At 61.4% G+C, this 17481-nt stretch carries 14 protein-coding genes; 12 read left to right on the forward strand and 2 right to left on the reverse strand.

The features are described from left to right. The 5 genes from sbnB to AO388_RS18155 are packed head-to-tail and all read left to right on the forward strand — an operon-like array spanning position 1 to position 6964. On the forward strand, positions 1-2184 hold the full coding sequence (sbnB, locus tag AO388_RS27785) for a 2,3-diaminopropionate biosynthesis protein SbnB (RefSeq protein WP_083515836.1): 2184 nt from the start codon (positions 1-3) through the stop codon (positions 2182-2184). Beyond that, a complete protein-coding gene (locus tag AO388_RS18140; RefSeq protein WP_058416878.1) occupies positions 2184-3932 on the forward strand; it encodes an FAD/NAD(P)-binding protein in 1749 nt (582 codons plus the stop codon). Before sbnB ends, AO388_RS18140 begins: the two co-directional genes overlap by 1 nt. A gap of 15 nt (positions 3933-3947) precedes the next feature. After that, complete coding sequence (locus tag AO388_RS18145; RefSeq protein WP_054080959.1) at positions 3948-4592, forward strand: LysE family transporter; 645 nt, start codon at positions 3948-3950, stop codon at positions 4590-4592. 24 nt (positions 4593-4616) lie between these two features. Then, positions 4617-5771, forward strand: coding sequence for an iron-containing alcohol dehydrogenase (locus AO388_RS18150; protein ID WP_058416879.1), 1155 nt, complete (start codon positions 4617-4619; stop codon positions 5769-5771). Further along, complete coding sequence (locus AO388_RS18155; protein WP_054080957.1) at positions 5768-6964, forward strand: serine hydrolase domain-containing protein; 1197 nt, start codon at positions 5768-5770, stop codon at positions 6962-6964. The genes AO388_RS18150 and AO388_RS18155 overlap by 4 nt, the downstream gene beginning before the upstream one ends. Here AO388_RS18155 and ftrA read toward each other — a convergent pair. Further along, positions 6924-7877: a transcriptional regulator FtrA gene (gene ftrA, locus AO388_RS18160; protein ID WP_054080956.1), complete on the reverse strand. Its 954-nt coding sequence runs from the start codon at positions 7875-7877 to the stop codon at positions 6924-6926. The genes AO388_RS18155 and ftrA overlap by 41 nt on opposite strands. Before the next feature lie 142 nt (positions 7878-8019). On the opposite strand from ftrA, the gene AO388_RS18165 reads away from it, so the two are divergent. The 4 genes from AO388_RS18165 to treS all read left to right on the forward strand — a co-directional run bounded on the left by AO388_RS18165 (position 8020) and on the right by treS (position 11948). Then, entirely contained in the window at positions 8020-8625 is a 606-nt protein-coding gene (locus AO388_RS18165; RefSeq protein ID WP_003435425.1) for a DJ-1/PfpI family protein, read from the forward strand. Positions 8626-8854: 229 nt separating this feature from the next. Beyond that, entirely contained in the window at positions 8855-9154 is a 300-nt protein-coding gene (locus AO388_RS18170) for a helix-turn-helix domain-containing protein (protein ID WP_003370783.1), read from the forward strand. Then, entirely contained in the window at positions 9151-9720 is a 570-nt protein-coding gene (locus tag AO388_RS18175) for a substrate-binding domain-containing protein (protein ID WP_231989862.1), read from the forward strand. The genes AO388_RS18170 and AO388_RS18175 overlap by 4 nt, the downstream gene beginning before the upstream one ends. Positions 9721-9884: 164 nt before the next feature. Further along, positions 9885-11948 carry a maltose alpha-D-glucosyltransferase gene (treS, locus tag AO388_RS18180; protein WP_003370787.1) on the forward strand — a complete coding sequence of 688 codons (2064 nt, stop codon included), beginning with the start codon at positions 9885-9887 and terminating at the stop codon, positions 11946-11948. A 50-nt stretch (positions 11949-11998) separates the two neighbouring features. Here the strand turns inward: treS and AO388_RS18185 are convergent, their stop codons facing one another. Next, positions 11999-13762: a sigma-54-dependent Fis family transcriptional regulator gene (locus AO388_RS18185; RefSeq protein ID WP_032609751.1), complete on the reverse strand. Its 1764-nt coding sequence runs from the start codon at positions 13760-13762 to the stop codon at positions 11999-12001. A 280-nt stretch (positions 13763-14042) separates the two neighbouring features. On the opposite strand from AO388_RS18185, the gene AO388_RS18190 reads away from it, so the two are divergent. The 3 genes from AO388_RS18190 to AO388_RS18200 all read left to right on the forward strand — a co-directional run bounded on the left by AO388_RS18190 (position 14043) and on the right by AO388_RS18200 (position 17411). After that, positions 14043-15524, forward strand: a complete 1482-nt coding sequence (locus tag AO388_RS18190) for a benzaldehyde dehydrogenase (protein ID WP_058396883.1) — start codon at positions 14043-14045, stop codon at positions 15522-15524. Positions 15525-15610: 86 nt separating this feature from the next. Continuing rightward, positions 15611-16378, forward strand: a complete 768-nt coding sequence (locus tag AO388_RS18195) for a coniferyl-alcohol dehydrogenase (protein ID WP_058416880.1) — start codon at positions 15611-15613, stop codon at positions 16376-16378. A gap of 85 nt (positions 16379-16463) precedes the next feature. Continuing rightward, on the forward strand, positions 16464-17411 hold the full coding sequence (locus AO388_RS18200) for a SphA family protein (protein ID WP_003435410.1): 948 nt from the start codon (positions 16464-16466) through the stop codon (positions 17409-17411). The last annotated feature ends 70 nt before the right edge of the window (positions 17412-17481 follow it).

Genomic DNA, 17481 nt, shown 5'->3' on the forward strand with positions numbered 1-17481 from the left:
ATGTACAACTCTCTTTGCGAAATCGTTCACGATCAGACCTTCCTCAAGGTGACTGGCCTGGGGGCCGATTTTTTCCTGAAAATGGAATCACTCAACCCGGCAGGCTCGATCAAGCTCAAGACTGCCGTGGGGTTGATTAATGACCTTCAGGCGCGAGGGCTGCTGGGCCCGGACACGATTCTGATCGAGTCCTCATCGGGCAATCTCGGGGTGGCGCTGGCGATGATCTGCGCTGAACGGGGCATCCCGTTTACCTGCGTGGTCGACCCCAACAGTTCCAGCCACAACATCCGCATGATGCGCAGCTACGGCGCCGAGGTCATCCAGGTCGAAATCCCGGACGCCAACGGCGGCTTTCTCGGGACGCGCATCGAGATGATTCGTGAAAAAGTGGCCAGCGACCCGCGCTATGTCTGGCTCAATCAATACGAGAATGCGGCCAATCCGCGTGCCCATGCGCTAACCACAGCGCGTTCGATCAGCCAGCATTTCGGCCATGTGGATTATGTGTTCGTCGGTGCCGGGACCACTGGCACGCTGATGGGCTGTGTCCAGCATTTTCAGCGGCATCACCCGACCACCAGAATCATTGCCGTCGACAGCGTCGGTTCGGTGACCTTTGGCACTCCGGCCAGCCGTCGCTTCATACCGGGACTGGGCACCAGCCAGCATCCGCCAATCTTCAAGGCTGATGGTATTTACGCGCTGGAAATGGTCCCGGAATCCCGTACCGTCGCCATGTGCAGAATCCTGGCGCGCAGCAAGGGCCTGCTGGTCGGCGGGTCCACCGCAACGGTGATCGCTGCGGTGCATGCCTGGCGCGAGCGCATCGAGCCCGGTTCAGTGGTCGTGGCGTTATCGCCGGACTGGGGCGAGCGCTACCTGGATACTCTTTACGATGATCAGTGGGTCGAGCAGCGTTTTGGCCATGAAGTGCTGAGCATGACCTTGGCGGATCTTTCCTCATCAGAGGCTGTAACATCTCCGGGAAGCGTGAAAACGCCTTCGCGAGCAAGCTCGCTCCCACAGAATAGGTGTGTAAATGTCGTGCGCGCGCACGCGACGCGTTCTGGGACCGAGTTTGCTCGCGAAGACGGCGGTTCAGTCGCAGCGCCTTCGGGTGCAAGCGCGCTTGCGCGGGAGCAGAGTTCAACCTTCTGGCTGGCCGCCGAGCGGCTGAAGCAGTCGGCTTTCCATGTGGTCGACGGTGAGGTGGTTGCACGCCTGCTGGCGGCAGACCCGCTGGCCTGTATCGATGATGTTCAGACGGCGTATCTGGCCCATGAGGCTGGCCAGACCATCAATCCCGACAGTTACTTTCTGCGCTTTGCGCAAGCACCGGCCAATCGCATCATTGCCTTGCCCGCCAGCCTGTCGGGCGAGCAGCCGGTCAGTGGCATCAAATGGATTTCCAGCTTTCCGGGCAATATCGACACGGGCCTGCAGCGCGCCTCGGCAGTGCTGATCCTCAACGATCCACTGACCGGCTATGCCTTTGCCTGTCTGGAAGCCTCGCGCATCAGCGCCATGCGCACGGCAGCCTCGGCGGTGCTTGGGGCACGCTGGATGAACCGCCAGCAGCGTCATGTCGGACGAATGTCGTTCATCGGTGCCGGTTTCATTGCCCGCACCATCCTTGACATGTTCGTCAGCGATGGCTGGACGATGGAGGCCGTCAGCGTCTTCGATCAGCACCATGACTCGGCGCTGGCGCTGGTCGGGCATGCTGCCAGTCGCCATGGACTGCACAGCGAGCCGAGTGACCTGGTGACGTGCCTGCAAGCCGATGTGGTGGTGTTCGCCACTACCGCGCCAAGCCCTTATGTACTGGAACCGGTGTTTCAGCCGGGGCAACTGGTGCTGAACATCTCGTTGCGCGATCTGGGTCCGGAGGTCATTGCCCAGGCCAACAACATCCTCGATGACGTCGAACACTGTCTCAAGGCTCAGACCTCGCCTGACCTTGCCGTGCAGCAGTATCAGCATCGCTCGTTCATTACCGGGACGCTGGCACAGCTGATGACCGGGCAAGTGGAGCTGAGTCCGGACAAGGCTTCGATCTTTTCGCCGTTCGGGCTCGGCGTGCTGGACCTCGCCGTGGGGCAGCGGGTGTATCGCCAGGCGGTGGCCGAGGGCAGCGCTTTGCCGGTGCCGCAGTTCTTCTTTGAATCGGCGCGCTGGTGATGGCCATGCACACGCATACCTTCGCCATTATCGGCATGGGCTCACGCGGGTTGAGCATTCTGGAGCAGTTGATCGGCATGAGTCGCCAAGACGTGCAGCAACCGCTGCGTATCGAGGTGTTCGATCCGCAGCCGCCGGGCAGCGGGCTGCACCTTGCGCAGCAGCCGGATTACCTGATGCTCAACACCATGGCTGGTCAATTGTCAGCGTTTTCTTCGGCATTCCCGGCGTGCGAACCGCCAGGCCCGACCTTTTTGCAATGGTGCAGCCGTGAGGATGTACGCCTGGACGCGCGCGGTCATGTCAGCCTGGACGGGCAGGGCAGAGCGGTGGCATTTGGCGACTTCGTGCCGCGTGCATTGCTCGGGCGCTATTTGCAGGACAGTTACCGTTTCCTGCTGCAACGCTGCCCGGCGCATGTACAGGTGCGTCACCACGCCGAGCAGGTGCTGAGCGGCCAGCCAAGGTCACAAACGCCGGGTTTCCGGCTGCGCACCGGCAGCGTGGTAATGGATGTCGACGGCGTATTCCTCACCAGCGGACACGCACCTGAAAACCCCGCGCAGCAGGACGTCGGCGATTGCGTGGTCATCGAAGGCCTGGGACTCACGGCCATGGACACGCTGGCCCATCTGACTGAGGGGCGCGGCGGGCGCTACGTGCGCGATGGTGGCTTTGCCGGCTGGCGCTACCTGCCGTCCGGACGCGAGCCCAGGGTGCTGATGCATTCGCGTAGCGGATTGCCGTTTCATGCCAGGCCGCAATGGCATGCCTGCCGTCACGCCCCGTTGCCAAGGCTGTTTTTTACGGCCGATGCCATAGCCCGTTTGCGCGAGCAGAGGGAAGGCGGGCGGCTCGACTTTCGCGCCGATGTGCTGCCCCTGATCAAGGATGAGATGTGTGCCGTGTTTTATCAGGCCAGGGTCCGGATGGAGGCGCCTGGGCGATTGGACTCTGTTCAGCGCCTGCTGCGCGAGTCCATCACCAGATCGGCAGTGTTTGCCCGTCTGGCAGAGCAATGGGGTGCATTCGATCCTGAGCACTGGCTGAGCACTCAGACCTGGTCTGGCGCCGAAGACTCGTATGGACCGTGGTTTGTCGACTGGATCAAACGTGACCTGGCCCTGAGTCGGCTGGGCACCGCGCACAGCCCGATCTGTCAGGCGCTGGAGGTCTGGCGCGATTATCGCGACCTGTTGCGTCTGGTCGCTGATCGCAACGGCCTGACTGAATCCTCGACGCGGGAGTTCTATGGCGTATGGGCGGGGCTGAGCAATCGTCTGGTCGGTGGGCCGCAGAAGGAACGCCATGAGGACCTGCTGGCGCTGATCGAAGCCGGGGTCGTGACGCTCTTGCCGCCGATGAGTGACGTGCAGGAGCCGCATAACTGCCTGTCTGCCCGCGTTGCCCACAGCGGCGTGTCGGGCAGTCGTCAGGGGTTGATCAACGATCTGCGCGAGCGCGGGCTGATTCGCGCCGCCCATGCCTGGCCTGCCGATGGCATCGACACCGACGCAGCGGGCCGCGCAATCGGTCGCGACGGTGAGGTGCAGCAGCGGCTATGGGTTCTCGGGCCCGCCGTGGAAGGCTGCACGTTCTACAACCACTACTTACCGACACCTGACCCGAGCTGTCGCGCGCTGATCGAGGCGCGCCGGGCGGTCGAGTCCTGCCTGGATACGCTGACAAACACAACTTCAAGTGGCATCACATTTCAGTTGAACAAAGCCATTCAAGCCATTAATTAAAAAGGAATTATTGCCATGTACGAAATCACTTTGCTGACCGCTCTCGCTGGCGCGTTCATCGTGCTGATCATCAGCCCCGGTCCGAATTTTCTGGTAATCACCCAACTCTCGTTCAGCCAGTCGCGGCAGCAGGGTATCTGTGCCGGGCTGGGCGTGGCCTCGGGCAGCATTCTCTGGGCCTTGCTGGCCGCCACCGGGTTGGGGCTGGTATTCCAACAGTTGCCATGGCTGCAACCGACCCTGCAATTGCTTGGCAGTGCCTACCTCACCTGGCTCGGCAGCAAAAGCCTGCGCAGTGCCGGCAGCCAGCCCAAACCCAGGGACATCGCTGCGCTGGGCATTGGCAGTCTGAGCCGTGCCTATCGGTTCGGTCTGCTGACCAACCTGACCAATCCCAAGGCACTGGCGTTCTACACCAGCGTGTTCACCACCGTGACCACGCCAGGCATGCCGATGTGGGTGCGCACTGCAGGTGTGTCGATCATCGCGGTACTGGCGATTTCCTGGTTCGTGCTGCTCGCCACGCTGTTTTCGATACCTGCGGTACAGGCGCGCTATCAGCGCATGAAGAAGGCCATCGACATCGTCACCGGCCTTTTCATGATCGCTTTCGGCCTGCGCCTGCTGATCGGTTTGCTGCCTGCTGGCTTCATCCACTGAAATCATCTGTAAAGGAATACTTGAATGCATCGCAACGACTGGCACTACCCGACTTCCATCCGCGCAGGCGCAGGACGCGTCAACGAACTGGCCGACGCCTGCAGGGTGACCGGCATACAACGTCCGCTGCTGATCACCGACAGCTTTCTGGGCAGCACCGACATGATCGCCAGCGCCGTAGAGGACTGCCGCAGTCAGTTGGGCCACTGCGGCCTGTTTGACCGGGTCAAGGGCAACCCGACCGGCACCAACGTCGCCGAGGGGCTGCACGCTTATAGAACCGGTGGCTACGACGGTGTGATTGCGTTTGGCGGCGGCTCGGCGCTGGACGCTGCCAAGGCAGTCGCGCTGATGTCGGGCCAGACCCGCCCGTTATGGGATTTCGAAGACATCAACGACAACCACCTGCACGCCGATCCGGCTGGCATTGCGCCGGTGATTGCGCTGCCGACGACGGCCGGGACCGGCTCTGAAGTCGGGCGTGCGTCAGTGATTACCGATGAACAGGCTCAGGTCAAACGCACCATCCTGCACATTCGCATGATGCCGCGCATCGCGATTCTGGATGCCACGCTGACACTCGACCTGCCCAGGCACCTGACCGCCGCCACCGGCGCCGATGCCTTGACCCACTGCATGGAGTCCTGGTGTTCGCCGGCCTGGCACCCGATGGCCGAAGCGGTTTCGGTCAAGGGCATGCAGATGATCAAGGCGTTTCTACCGCGTGTCGTCGCCGACGGGCAGGACCTTGAGGCGCGGCAGCAGATGCTGGTGGCCTCCAGCCTTGGCGCTGCTGCATTTCAGCGCGGTCTGGGCGGCGTACACGCGATCGCCCAGAGCCTTGGGGCGCTCTACGATCAGCATCACGGCTTGCTCAACGCAATCCTGCTGCCCTATGTGCTGGAGGCCAATCGTTCGGTGCTGCAGACGCAAATGGACGATCTGGCGGTTTACCTGCGGTTGCCGTCGCCCGGCTTCTCCGGGGTGATGGACTGGCTGCTGACGCTGCGCGAGCAGATTGGCATTCCACATACGCTGAGCGAGATCGGCATCGATGATCGCGAAGCCGAGCGCGTCGGGCGGATGGCTTTCGTCGATGGCTGCTCGCACACCAACCCGATTCGCCATTCGGCGCAGGTCTACGCGCAGATTTTCAGCCGCGCTGTGAGGGGCGAGTGAACCATGACCGCCCTGACGAGGCGGGCATACAGCGTCTTGACCAGGTCTGGCGGGGATTCGTCGAGCCGGGCCGGATCGTCGGCGGGGTGCTGTTGCTGGCTCGCCAGGGCCGCCTGGAATACGCCAGTGCACGCGGTTGGGCGGATCGCGAGCAGCAGATTCCGATCACCCGCCACACGCGTTTTCGCCTGGCCTCACTGACCAAGCTGTTGACCTCGGTTGCGGTGTTGCGGCTCTGCGAACGGGGTGTGTTGGATCTTCAGGCTTCGGTGACTCATTGGTTGCCAGCCTTTCGACCGCATCTGGCCAATGGCCGCGAACCGTCCATCACGCTGCAGCACCTGCTGTCGCACACGTCGGGTTTGAGCTACGGCTTTGAGCAGGCGCCCGAGAATGCCTATCAGCGGGCCGGGGTGTCGGACGGGCTGGACCGGGTCCCGTTCGACCTGCAGGAAAATCTGACACGTTTGGCGCGTGTGCCCTTGCTCTTCGAGCCCGGCAGCGCCTGGGGATATTCGCTGGCCACTGATGTGCTGGGTGCAGTGGTCGAACAGGCCACTGGCCTGAAGTTGTCAGAAGCCATCGATAAATGGGTCACCGTACCGTTGCGCATGCACGCGACCTCATTCAGGCACCTGCCGGAACATCCGCTGGCCAGCGCCTACAAGGACGGGCTCAGCGGCCCGCAGCGTATCGCCGACGAGGATGAGGTGCTGCTCGCCAGCGGCAAGGCGCGGCTGTCCGCAGCTCGCGTCTTTGACACCGGTGCGTATGAGTCGGGCGGTGCGGGAATGCTGGGCACGGCTGATGACTATCTTCGGCTGCTTGAATGCCTGCGTCTCGGCGGCGCGCCGCTATTGAGTGAAGCCAGTACCGCACGCTTGCTGGGCAATGCGATTGGCCAGACGAGCATCGCCAGCCGCGGACCCGGCTGGAGGTTCGGGCTGGGGCCGATGATTCTCACCGACCCAGTGCTCGCCGGGCAGCGGCAGGGCGCAGGGACCTGGTCATGGTGCGGCCTGTATGGCAGCCATTACTGGGTCGATCCGCATGCTGCGCTGAGCATGGTGGTCCTGACCAATACAGCGGTTGCCGGCGCGTGGGGCGAATTTGCCGACGCGATCGTCGATGCGCTTTACCCCGCGCCTGCGGTCAGGCCCGGGCGAATTGCTTGCGGTAGCTGCTCGGGCTGATGCCCACCAGATTGCGGAAGTGCCGGCGAAACGACTCTTCGGAGCCGAAGCCGGTGCGGTCCACCACTTCGTTCAGGCGTAATTTCGACGATTCCAGCAGTTCCTTGGCGTAGGCAATGCGCTCACCGAGCAACCAGTCGTAAGGCGTGAGCCCGGTGCTTTCCATGAAGCTGCGATGCAAGGTACGGGTACTGAGCGCCGCCCTTGAGGCCATCTCCTTGATGGTATGCGGGCGCTGCAAGTCGCTGCGAATCCAGTCCATCAGGTTGGAAATCGGCCCGTCGCTGGCTGATACCAGTTGCCGGGATGCGTATTGCGATTGTCCGCCTTCGCGATGAGGCGGGATGACCATGCGCTGCGCGACCATGTTGGCGACGCGCGAGCCGTGATCGTTGCGCACCAGGTGCAACATCATGTCCAGCCCGGCGGCCGAGCCTGCTGCGGTGACGATGCTGCCCTGATCCACATAGAGTTCGTTGGGCTGAATGGTCAGGCCAGGGTACATGGTGGCCAGCAGGTCGGTGTAGCGCCAGTGGGTCGTCACCTTGTGCCCGTCGAGCAGACCCGCCGCCGCCAGGACGAAGGCCCCGGTACAGATCGAGCAGATTCGCGCGCCGCGTGCATGAGCCGCCTGGAGCTGTTCGATGAGCCGTTGCGGAACCGCAGATTCCACCCCGCGCCAGCCCGGCACGATGATGGTGTCGGCGTTTTCCAGCAGCACCTCGCCGGGTGTCGGCACGATAGTGATGCCCCCGGCAGCGGTGATCGGTCCGTCGTCGACCGGGAACGTCGCGAACTCGTACCAACTGACGCCCAGCTCGGGTCTTTTCAGCGCAAAGACTTCCACCGTGCAGCCAAATTCGAAGGTGCACAGCTGGTTATAGATGAGTGCGACAACGAGATGATTTTTCATGGCGCGATGTTACCGGATATTGGCATTTCAGCCAGTAGTTTGGCGTGATGCTACTGAGTAATCTGCTCTGTGTCACCGCTGAAACCCGCTTAACCCTCACTATGATGCAAGTGGTCTGCCATGCAGACCCTGGAGCCAACTCGTGCCACTCAATATCGGTATCTACGTTTATGACGACGTCGAGGTTCTCGACTTCGCTGGCCCCTATGAAGTATTCACCACCGCAACCCGCATGCACGCTCGCAACAGCCGTGATGACCGGCAGTTGTTCAACGTATTCACCATCGGCCGCAGCACCGCGCCGGTGCGTGCCCGCGCCGGCCTCAAGGTCGATCCGGATTTCTCGATCAACGACCATCCGGCCGTCGACTGCCTGATCGTTCCGGGTGGCGTCGTGACCGCCGAACTGGAAAAACCCGACGTGATTCACTGGATCAGCGATCAGTCGGAGCCTGGCCGCGTGGTCGCTGCCGTGTGCACCGGCGCCTTCCTGCTGGCCAGGACCGGCAAGCTGGCCGGCAAGCAAGTGACCACGCATTGGGAAGACATCGACGACCTCAAGGAAATGTTCCCGTCGGTGGACGTGCTCAGCACGCTGCGCTGGGTCGATGAGGGCTCGTTCGTGACATCGGCAGGTATTTCTGCCGGTATCGACATGAGCCTGCACTTGGTCGAGCGCCTGCACAGCCGTGAACTGGCCGAACGCACGGCGCTGCAAATGGATTTCGACTGGACCGAGAACGACTGAGTCATCCAGTCGCGCTGCGGATACCCCTGAAGAGGCTATGTGCCCGAAATGTGCATAGCCAGCGCTTCAACGCGATAGCCAGCGTTCGCTTTACCCCCGCTTGAGACATTCATTCGAATGGCCGATAACCCGGCCAGATCGGTGTTTCGGCGGGGGTTTCCTGTATTCCCGAGCCTTTGGCTCAGCGGCAGGGCCGCACCCACCTTTGCAAAACCAGAGTGCAGGACACATGAAAACCCACTTCTTCAAAGTCGTTCAAACCGTTGCACAGCACGGTTCGTTCTCGGAGGCCGCCGCCATTCTGGGCTGCAGCCAGTCGAACATCAGCTATGCCATCAAGGAGGTCGAAGATTTTTTCGAAAAACGCCTGTTCATTCGCAGTCGCACAGGCTGCACGCTCACCCCTGAAGGCAAGGTCATCAGCCAGACCCTGGGAAATATCATGGCCACGCTCGAACAACTAAAAAAAATGGGGTCAGTGGTAGCGTCACCATTCATTATCACTCGCACATCCGCGAGACCGGCCTGAGTGCCTCGCTGGACTTTCTCGCCCATCATTACCCCGATATCCATCTGAACGTGCTGCACCGCAGCGAGCAGAATCCGTCGCTGGACGCATTGATAAAGGGCGTGGCCGATATCCTCATCCTGCCGGCTACTGTGCTGGACGAGCATTATCTCGAACACCATTGCTGGTCGGACCATTACGTACTGGTAGCGGCGCGAAGCAAGCAGGGCGCGGCGCAGTGTTTCGCCGAGCTTGCGCAGGTGTCGCGCTATGTGGCCTGGCGGCATCCTGGGGTGGAGCGCCTGCACCAGCAACTGGCATCGGCACAGCTACGGCTCAGCCAACGCGGCGAGCTCAGTTGCCTGGACACGCTGCTGGACCTGGTCGCCAAGCGCCATTGCATCTCGATTGTGCCCAGCGCGCTGTTGAGCGGGCGGCTTCGCGAGCTGGAATCTATCCCGCTGCCGCTGACCGTGAGGCGCCAGATCAGCGTCGTGGCGCGGCCTGCTTCATTGTTGTCCAACGCCGCCAATGCCGTGGTTCAGGCACTCAAGAAACCACCGGCCTCGAACACTCGGCCTGATTGACGGAGGTGTCGCAAAACGTTGTCACAGTGCCCTTAACGAGCGTTTGACCGCGACATGAATGCAACGAATCGGGCCGGCAAGGCTCATATCCGTAAGCAATACATTCAGGACGCTCCGCATGCGGGGCGTCTCAGGTCGCCGATTCGAGAGGAAGACTGAACGCTATGACGATACCGGACAAGCAATACGTGGACTGGCTGGTCGAGCAATCGATGCTTAACGCCGCAAGACAGCGCGCCAAGACCTATTCGGGGCAGGGCAGGCTCTGGCAGCGTCCTTTCGCCCTTGCGCGTCCCAGAGACGCCTCCGCTATCGCCTCGGTCTGGTTTACCGCCTACCCGGCCTCCATCGTCACCCGTGAAGGTGGCTCGGTGCTTGAAGCACTGGGTGATGAAACGCTGTGGCATGCACTGTCGGAAATCGGCATTCAGGGCATTCATAACGGCCCGCTCAAGCTCTCCGGCGGACTGAAGGGGCGTGAGCGCACGCCGAGCATCGATGGCAACTTCGACCGCATCAGTTTTGGCATCGACCCGGACCTGGGTACCGAAGCACAACTGTTGAGCCTGTCGCGCATTGCCGCAGCGCACAACGCGGTGATCATCGATGACATCATTCCGTCGCACACCGGCAAGGGCGCAGACTTCCGCCTGGCCGAGATGGCGTACGAGGATTATCCCGGTTTGTTCCACATGGTCGAGATCCGTGAGGAAGACTGGCAGCTGTTGCCTGAAGTGCCAGCCGGCCGCGATGCGGTCAACCTGATGCCGGATGTGGTGGATCAGCTGCGCGACAAGCACTACATCGTCGGCCAGCTGCAACGGGTGATCTTCTTCGAGCCAGGGGTCAAGGAAACCGACTGGAGCGCCACCGACGTGGTACACGGCGTCGACGGCAAGGCCCGCCGCTGGGTCTACCTGCATTACTTCAAGGACGGCCAGCCCTCCTTGAACTGGCTGGACCCCAGCTTTGCCGCGCAGCAGATGATCATCGGTGACGCGCTGCATGCCATCGATGTCATGGGCGCCCGGGTGTTACGTCTGGACGCCAACGGCTTCCTTGGCGTCGAACGTCGCGCCGAAGGCACCGCCTGGTCGGAAAGCCATCCGCTGTCGATCACCGGCAATCAGCTTCTGGCTGGTGCGATCCGCAAGGCGGGCGGCTTCAGCTTCCAGGAGCTGAACCTGACCATCGATGACATTGCCTCCATGGGGCAGGGTGGCGCGGATCTGTCCTACGACTTCATTACCCGGCCGGCCTATCAGCACGCGCTGCTGACCGGCACCACCGAATTCCTGCGCCTGATGCTGCGTCAGGTGCATGCCTATGGCATCGATCCGGCATCGTTGATCCATGCCCTGCAGAACCACGACGAGCTGACCCTGGAACTGGTGCACTTCTGGACGCTGCACGCTCACGACACCTTCCATTACCAGGGCCAGACGTTCCCGGGCAACATCCTGCGCGAGCACATCCGTGAGGAAATGTACGAGAAACTGTCCGGCGAACACGCGCCATACAACCTCAAGTTCGTCACCAACGGCGTCTCTTGCACCACAGCGAGCATCATCACTGCTGCGCTGGGCATTCGTGACCTGAGCACCATTACCGATGCCGACATTCAGCAGATCCAGCACATTCACCTGCTGCTGGTGATGTACAACGCCATGCAGCCGGGCGTATTTGCCCTGTCGGGCTGGGACCTTGTCGGTGCGTTGACGCTGCCGGCCGAGCAGGTCGACCACCTGATGCAGGATGGCGACACGCGCTGGGTTCATCGTGGCGCCTACGATCTGGTCGATCTGGACCCCGCAGCCGAGTTTTCTGCGGGTGACATGCCTCGTCCCAAGACGCTTTACGGCAGCCTGGTCAGTCAGCTTCAGCGACCTGATTCGTTTGCCTCGCAGCTCAAGAAGATTCTTGCTGTGCGCCGTGCCTATGACATCGCCGCAAGCCGTCAGATTCTGATTCCGGATGTCGAGCATCCGGGGCTGCTGGTCATGGTCCATGAACTGCCGGCTGGTAAGGGCACGCAGATCACTGCGCTCAATTTCAGCGCCGAGACGATCGTCGAAACGCTGCAACTGCCCGGTATTGCGCCAGGTCCGGTGGTCGACATCATCAACGAGCGTGTCGAAGGCGATTTGACCGAGCAGGGCGAGTTCACTATCACCCTGGACGCCTACGAAGGGCTGGCCCTGCGTGTGGTCAGCGCCTTGCCACTGTAAGGTGTAACGCGCAGCCGGATCGGCTGCGCGTTACCGCTGAGTCAGGCTGTTCAGGGCTGACGCTTTTTCAGGCGGTAGGCAAACTGGGCGCGACTCAGGCCCAGCAAGCGCGAGGCGGCCGCCAGGTTGCCTTCGCTCTTGTCCAGCGCCTCCTGGATCAGGCGCTGTTCAAGGTCGTCGATGGAGAACGCCTGATCCGACTGATTAAGGGAGTCCAGCAGGGAGGTAGCAGGTGCCTGCTGTGCGCTCGCAGCCGATGCCTGACGCAGCGCGCCATGGTGATTCAGCGAATAGGCGTCCCGTGGTAACGACTCGTTGCGGAAAATATGCACCAGATCGATGGCCTGGCCTTCATCGCTGGCGATCAGGCCGCGCTCGATCAGATTCTGCAATTCGCGCACGTTCCCGGCAAAGTCATAGCCCAGCAGGGTTTTCAATGCGCGCATGGTCAATCCGGCCGGCGTCCTGCCGTACTCCTGACAGAAGCGCTTGAGAAAGAAGTTGATCAGCAGCGGGATGTCATCGCGGCGCTCGCGCAATGGCGGCAGGGCGATCGGGTAGACGTTGAGGCGATAGAACAGGTCTTCGCGGAAATCGCCATCGGCCACCGCCTTACGCAGGTCGACGTTGGTCGCCGCCACCACTCGCACGTTGACCTTGATACCGTGCCCACCCCCGACGCGCTCGATCTCCCGCTCCTGCAAGGCGCGCAGCAGCTTGCTTTGCCCGGCAAGGCTCAGGGAGGTGATCTCATCCAGGAACAGCGTGCCACCGTTGGCGCGTTCGAAACGCCCGGCTCTGGAGTGCGTGGCCCCGGTATAAGCCCCTCGCTCCACGCCGAACAGCTCGGCCTCGATGAGGTTGTCGGGGATGGCTGCGCAATTGAGTGCCACAAACGGGCCTTCGCGGTTGCGGCTGAGCTGGTGCAACTGGCGGGCGAACATCTCCTTGCCGACCCCGGACTCGCCGCTGATCAAGACGGTTGCCGGGGTCATCGCCACCCGTTGCAGCGCCTGCGTGGCCGCATTGAAGGCAGCGCTTGCGCCGACCAGCGGCTGGTTGCTGCCGGTCGGCGGGCTTGCTTCATAGCTCGCCGCAGGCACCGGTGCGCTGTGCACGGGTGCAGGGGGTTTGACTGCTCTCAGGTAGCTCAGGTCGCGTTCGACATCGCCCCATTGTTCCGAGGTCTTGCCGACCACGCGGCAGCTCGCATGCCCCATGCCACGGCATTCCACTTCGCGGAAAACCACCATCTGTCCGAACAGGCCGCTGACAAAACCGATGGCGTAGCCGATTTCGGTCCAGCACACCGGATCCTGGCCGATGCCGTACGCCGCGACATGCTCATCGGCTTCGCAGGAGTTATGCCAGAGAAACTCGCCCTCGTAAAACCCCGACTCGGCGTCGAATTTGAAGTGCACCGGCTCGACCTTGGTCATGCCTTCCAGGGTATGCAAGTGCGTACCGGCACGAAACGCCGACGAAGCGTCAGCCATTGGCCAGCGTTCGCGAATCAATCGGGCGTCCCGTGCGCCAGACAGATACCCGGCTCGGGTGAACATCCCGCGCGCCTGCTCCTGGCCCAGACGTTCGATGATTTCGCGGCGCAGGGTGCCGAACGATGAGGTGTGCAGCAGCAACATCCGCTGGTCGTTGAGCCAGATGCGCCCATCGTCAGGCGAGAAGAACAGGCAACTGGTCAACTCCTCGGGGGTTGGCGAATCACCTGAATGCATCTGACTGCTGTCGCCGCGAGGCGCGAAATGTTCGGTGGGAACGCTGTGATCGGGCAACTCACAGTGGGGATTATCCATCGTTGTACCTCGGCCGGGTGATGGTCGAAATGATCAAATCATGGCTTGATTAATAAACATAACTTCATCAAATGAACAAGCGGGTCCGCGTAGAGTTTCCGCCTGAAGGGGCTCGACGCTTCAGCGTGGTCGTCGAAAACCCTTGTTCTAAAGCGGTTGAGTGATGACATGATGGTCGGATGACAATCCCGGCACAGGCTTTGCTCTGACGTACGTACGGCGCATGCTTCCCGTGGCAAATGGGGCAGGCGATTACAACCATAAAAGCCGGAGTCTTAATATGTCAGCGTCTGATGGCACCCCTCTGTTGCAACGCGCGATTGAAGCCGAATGTGTTTTCAATGGCGACTGGATTCCTTCCTCGTCTCCTTCATTGCCCGTCATCGAGCCTGCGACCGGCGAGCTGTTGATGAACACAGCCATGGCCGATGCTGCGGACATCGCGGTTGCCTGCCGTGAGGCCGCGCTGGCTCAACCTGCCTGGGCGGCGCTGGGGCCGCGTGAAAAGGCTGACATATTTCTCCTCGCCGCCGATCACGCGGTTTGTGCGTTCGATGAACTGGCGCTGTATGTCGCCCGCGAGACCGGCGGCAGCCTGCAAAAGGGCCAGCACGAAGTGAACGAGACCATCGTGTTGTTGCGTCAGGCGGCGGGCATGCTGTCGCAGGCTCATGGTCATGGCCTGATGCTGCCCAGTCAGGCCGGTCGTCTGTCCTACGCGCGGCGTGTCGCGCACGGTGTGGTGGGAGTGATTTCGCCATTCAATTTTCCCTTGGTGCTTTCCCTGCGCTCGGTCGCTCCGGCGCTTGCTGCCGGCAATGCCGTGGTGCTCAAGCCCGATCCGCAGACACCCATCAGCGGCGGTTTCCTGATCGCCCGGCTGTTCGAGGAAGCCGGTCTGCCCAAAGGGCTGCTGCACGTGCTGCCGGGTTCTGCCGATGCCGGCGAAGCGCTGTGCCGCGACACCAATGTGCAGATGATCACCTTCACCGGCTCGACCGGGGCCGGACGCAAGGTTGCCGAAGCGGCGGGCCGCAACCTGAAGAAAGTGTCGCTGGAGCTGGGCGGCAAGAATCCGCTGGTGATTCTCGAAGACGCCGACCTTGATCTGGCCGCCAGCAATGCGGCGTTCGGTGCCTGGCTGCACCAGGGGCAGATCTGCATGGCCACCGGGTTGATCCTGGTGCACGAATCCATCGCTGCCGAGCTGACCCGCAAGCTGGCGGACAAGGCGCGGGCGCTGACGGTGGGTAATGCGGCACGCGGTGAGGCTGCTCTGGGGCCGCTGATCAACAAACGGCAGTTGCAGCACGTGCATCAGGTGGTCAGTGACAGCCTGCAGGCCGGTGCGCGACTGGAAACCGGTGGCGAGTATGAAGGCCTGTTCTATCGCCCGACGGTGCTCAGCGGCGTGAAACCCGGTATGCGCGCATTCGAGGAAGAGATTTTTGGCCCGGTGGCGGTTGTGGTCAGCTTTTCCACGGACGAGGAAGCCATCGAACTGGCCAACCGTTCCGAGTATGGCCTGGCAGCTGCGGTGATCTCCCCGGACATCGGCCGCGCGACGGCGATTGGCGACCGGCTCAGGTGCGGCATGTTGCACATCAACGATCAGACGGTGGCCGATGAGTGTGTCAATTCGTTCGGCGGGCGCGGTGCGTCGGGCAACGGCAGCAGCGCTGGCAGCCCCTCGGACTGGGATGAATACAGCCAATGGCAGTGGGTCACGGTGAAGAACCAGGCGCCAGCCTACCCATTCTGAGTCTGACTGACATTCCATGCTTCATTGCAACAGGTGATGTGATTCAACGGCAAGACGTGATCCAACAACAATAAGAGCGCGTGACTATGAACCTGACTAACAAAACACTGATCGTGACTGGTGTGTCATCCGGCATCGGCGCTGAGCTGGCACGTGTGGCACGCTTCCAGGGTGCCCGAGTGATCGGCATCGATCGTCATGAACCGCAATTGACCGTAGACAGTTTTTTCCAGGCGGACCTGGCCGATCCAAAGAATATCGATGCGTTGATCGAGCGCTTGCCCAAGCAGATCGACGGCCTGTGCAACATCGCCGGTGTACCTGGCACAGCGCCCGTTCAGGCGGTCGCCCAGGTCAATTACCTCGGGCTGCGCCACCTGACCCAACGCCTGTTGCCGCGCATTTCACCGGGCGGCAGTATCGTCAACATAGCTTCGATACTCGGCTCGCAGTGGCCGGAAAGGCTGGAGTTGCACAAGGCGTTGGCCGCCACTGAAAGCTACAGCGCAGGGCAGGAGTGGCTGGCTGCCAATCCGGTTGCCCATGAAACCTGCTATCAGTATTTCAAGGAAGCGTTGATCGTCTGGAGTTTCAAGCAGTCGCAGGAATGGTTTCGCGATCATTCTGTGCGCGTCAACTGCGTCGCACCGGGGCCGGTGTTCACACCGATTCTGGGAGACTTTGTCAGCATGGTTGGCCAGGAGCGGGTAGCCCGCGATGGCCTGCACATGAAACGTCCTGCGCTGGCCGATGAGGTGGCCGAGGTGATTGCGTTTCTGTGCTCCGACGCCTCGCGCTGGATCAACGGCGTCAACTTGCCCATAGATGGAGGGTTGGCCGCTTCCTACGTGTAATGGCTGTACGTGTTGCAACCCCGGCGACGCGTTCGTGGCGTCGGGGGCACTTGAAAACAACAACAATAAGTACAGGAATCACAAGATGCCCAAGTCTGTCTTGCGTACCGTTGCGACCGTATCATTCATCGCCTTGTCCTCGACTGCATACGCCTATGACTTGCCCGGCCTCAATCTGGGCAACACCAGCTTCTACGACGGATCCCCGGCGCCTGCGGGTCCGGGCTGGTATCTGGAGGAGTATCTGAACTATGCCAAGGCCAATCGTTTCAATGACGTGAATGGCGACAAACTGCAACTTCCCAAACAGGATGTGGATGTATTGGCGGTGACCACGCAGATCATCTACGTCGGTCAGCCAATGGCCAATGGTGCCATGCCGGGTATTACCGCAATCAACACGTCGCTGGCACATGTCGACGTGGATGACGGCCTGGGCAACACCGCCCTGAGTTCGCGTGCCGGTTTCGGTGATTTGGTCATCGGTCCGTTTCTGCAACTGCCGACGATCACCCATGCCGATGGCAGCCCGCTGCTGACCCAGCGTGTCGAGGCGGACATTGCGATTCCGGTCGGCGCTTATGATCGCAATCGCTCGATCAACCCGGGCAGTAATTTCTGGTCGTTCAACCCTTACTACGCCGCGACTTACTGGTTCTCGCCGAAATGGTCGGCCAGCGGGCGTTTCATGTATTTGTGGAACGGCAAGAATGATGACCCGCAAGCCGGATTCGGCAATGCTTCCGACACTCAGGCAGGGCAGGCTCTGCATGCCAACCTGACTCTGCAATACGCAGTCAACGAGCAACTTTCGCTGGGGCTCAACGGTTACTGGCTCAAGCAGTTCACCGACACTCAGGTGGACGGTCATGATGTCAGTGGTCGCAAGGAAAAGGTCTGGGCTATCGGCCCGGGCCTGCTGTATGCCTTCAACAAGGAGAACGTGCTGACGGTCAATAGCTACTTCGAACAGGGCGCGGAAAACCGCACCGAAGGCAACAAGCTGGTGCTGAATTTTCTGCATAAGCTTTAAGGCATTGGAATGTTTTGACTATCGTTCCTCACGCGCGTGGGAATGCAGTTCGTGACGCTCTGCGTCACAC

It is taken from the genome of Pseudomonas sp. ICMP 10191, from assembly GCF_001467335.1.
Classification (GTDB): Bacteria; Pseudomonadota; Gammaproteobacteria; order Pseudomonadales; family Pseudomonadaceae; genus Aquipseudomonas; species Aquipseudomonas cerasi.

Bases quoted from the DNA above. Each gene is read 5' to 3' on its own strand.
- sbnB (WP_083515836.1), top strand. From the start codon at position 1: ATGTACAACTCTCTTTGCGAAATCGTTCACGATCAGACCTTCCTCAAG.
- AO388_RS18140 (WP_058416878.1), top strand. From the start codon at position 2,184: ATGGCCATGCACACGCATACCTTCGCCATTATCGGCATGGGCTCACGC.
- AO388_RS18145 (WP_054080959.1), top strand. From the start codon at position 3,948: ATGTACGAAATCACTTTGCTGACCGCTCTCGCTGGCGCGTTCATCGTG.
- AO388_RS18150 (WP_058416879.1), top strand. From the start codon at position 4,617: ATGCATCGCAACGACTGGCACTACCCGACTTCCATCCGCGCAGGCGCA.
- ftrA (WP_054080956.1), bottom strand. From the start codon at position 7,877: ATGAAAAATCATCTCGTTGTCGCACTCATCTATAACCAGCTGTGCACC.
- AO388_RS18170 (WP_003370783.1), top strand. From the start codon at position 8,855: ATGAAAACCCACTTCTTCAAAGTCGTTCAAACCGTTGCACAGCACGGT.
- treS (WP_003370787.1), top strand. From the start codon at position 9,885: ATGACGATACCGGACAAGCAATACGTGGACTGGCTGGTCGAGCAATCG.
- AO388_RS18185 (WP_032609751.1), bottom strand. From the start codon at position 13,762: ATGGATAATCCCCACTGTGAGTTGCCCGATCACAGCGTTCCCACCGAA.
- AO388_RS18190 (WP_058396883.1), top strand. From the start codon at position 14,043: ATGTCAGCGTCTGATGGCACCCCTCTGTTGCAACGCGCGATTGAAGCC.
- AO388_RS18195 (WP_058416880.1), top strand. From the start codon at position 15,611: ATGAACCTGACTAACAAAACACTGATCGTGACTGGTGTGTCATCCGGC.
- AO388_RS18200 (WP_003435410.1), top strand. From the start codon at position 16,464: ATGCCCAAGTCTGTCTTGCGTACCGTTGCGACCGTATCATTCATCGCC.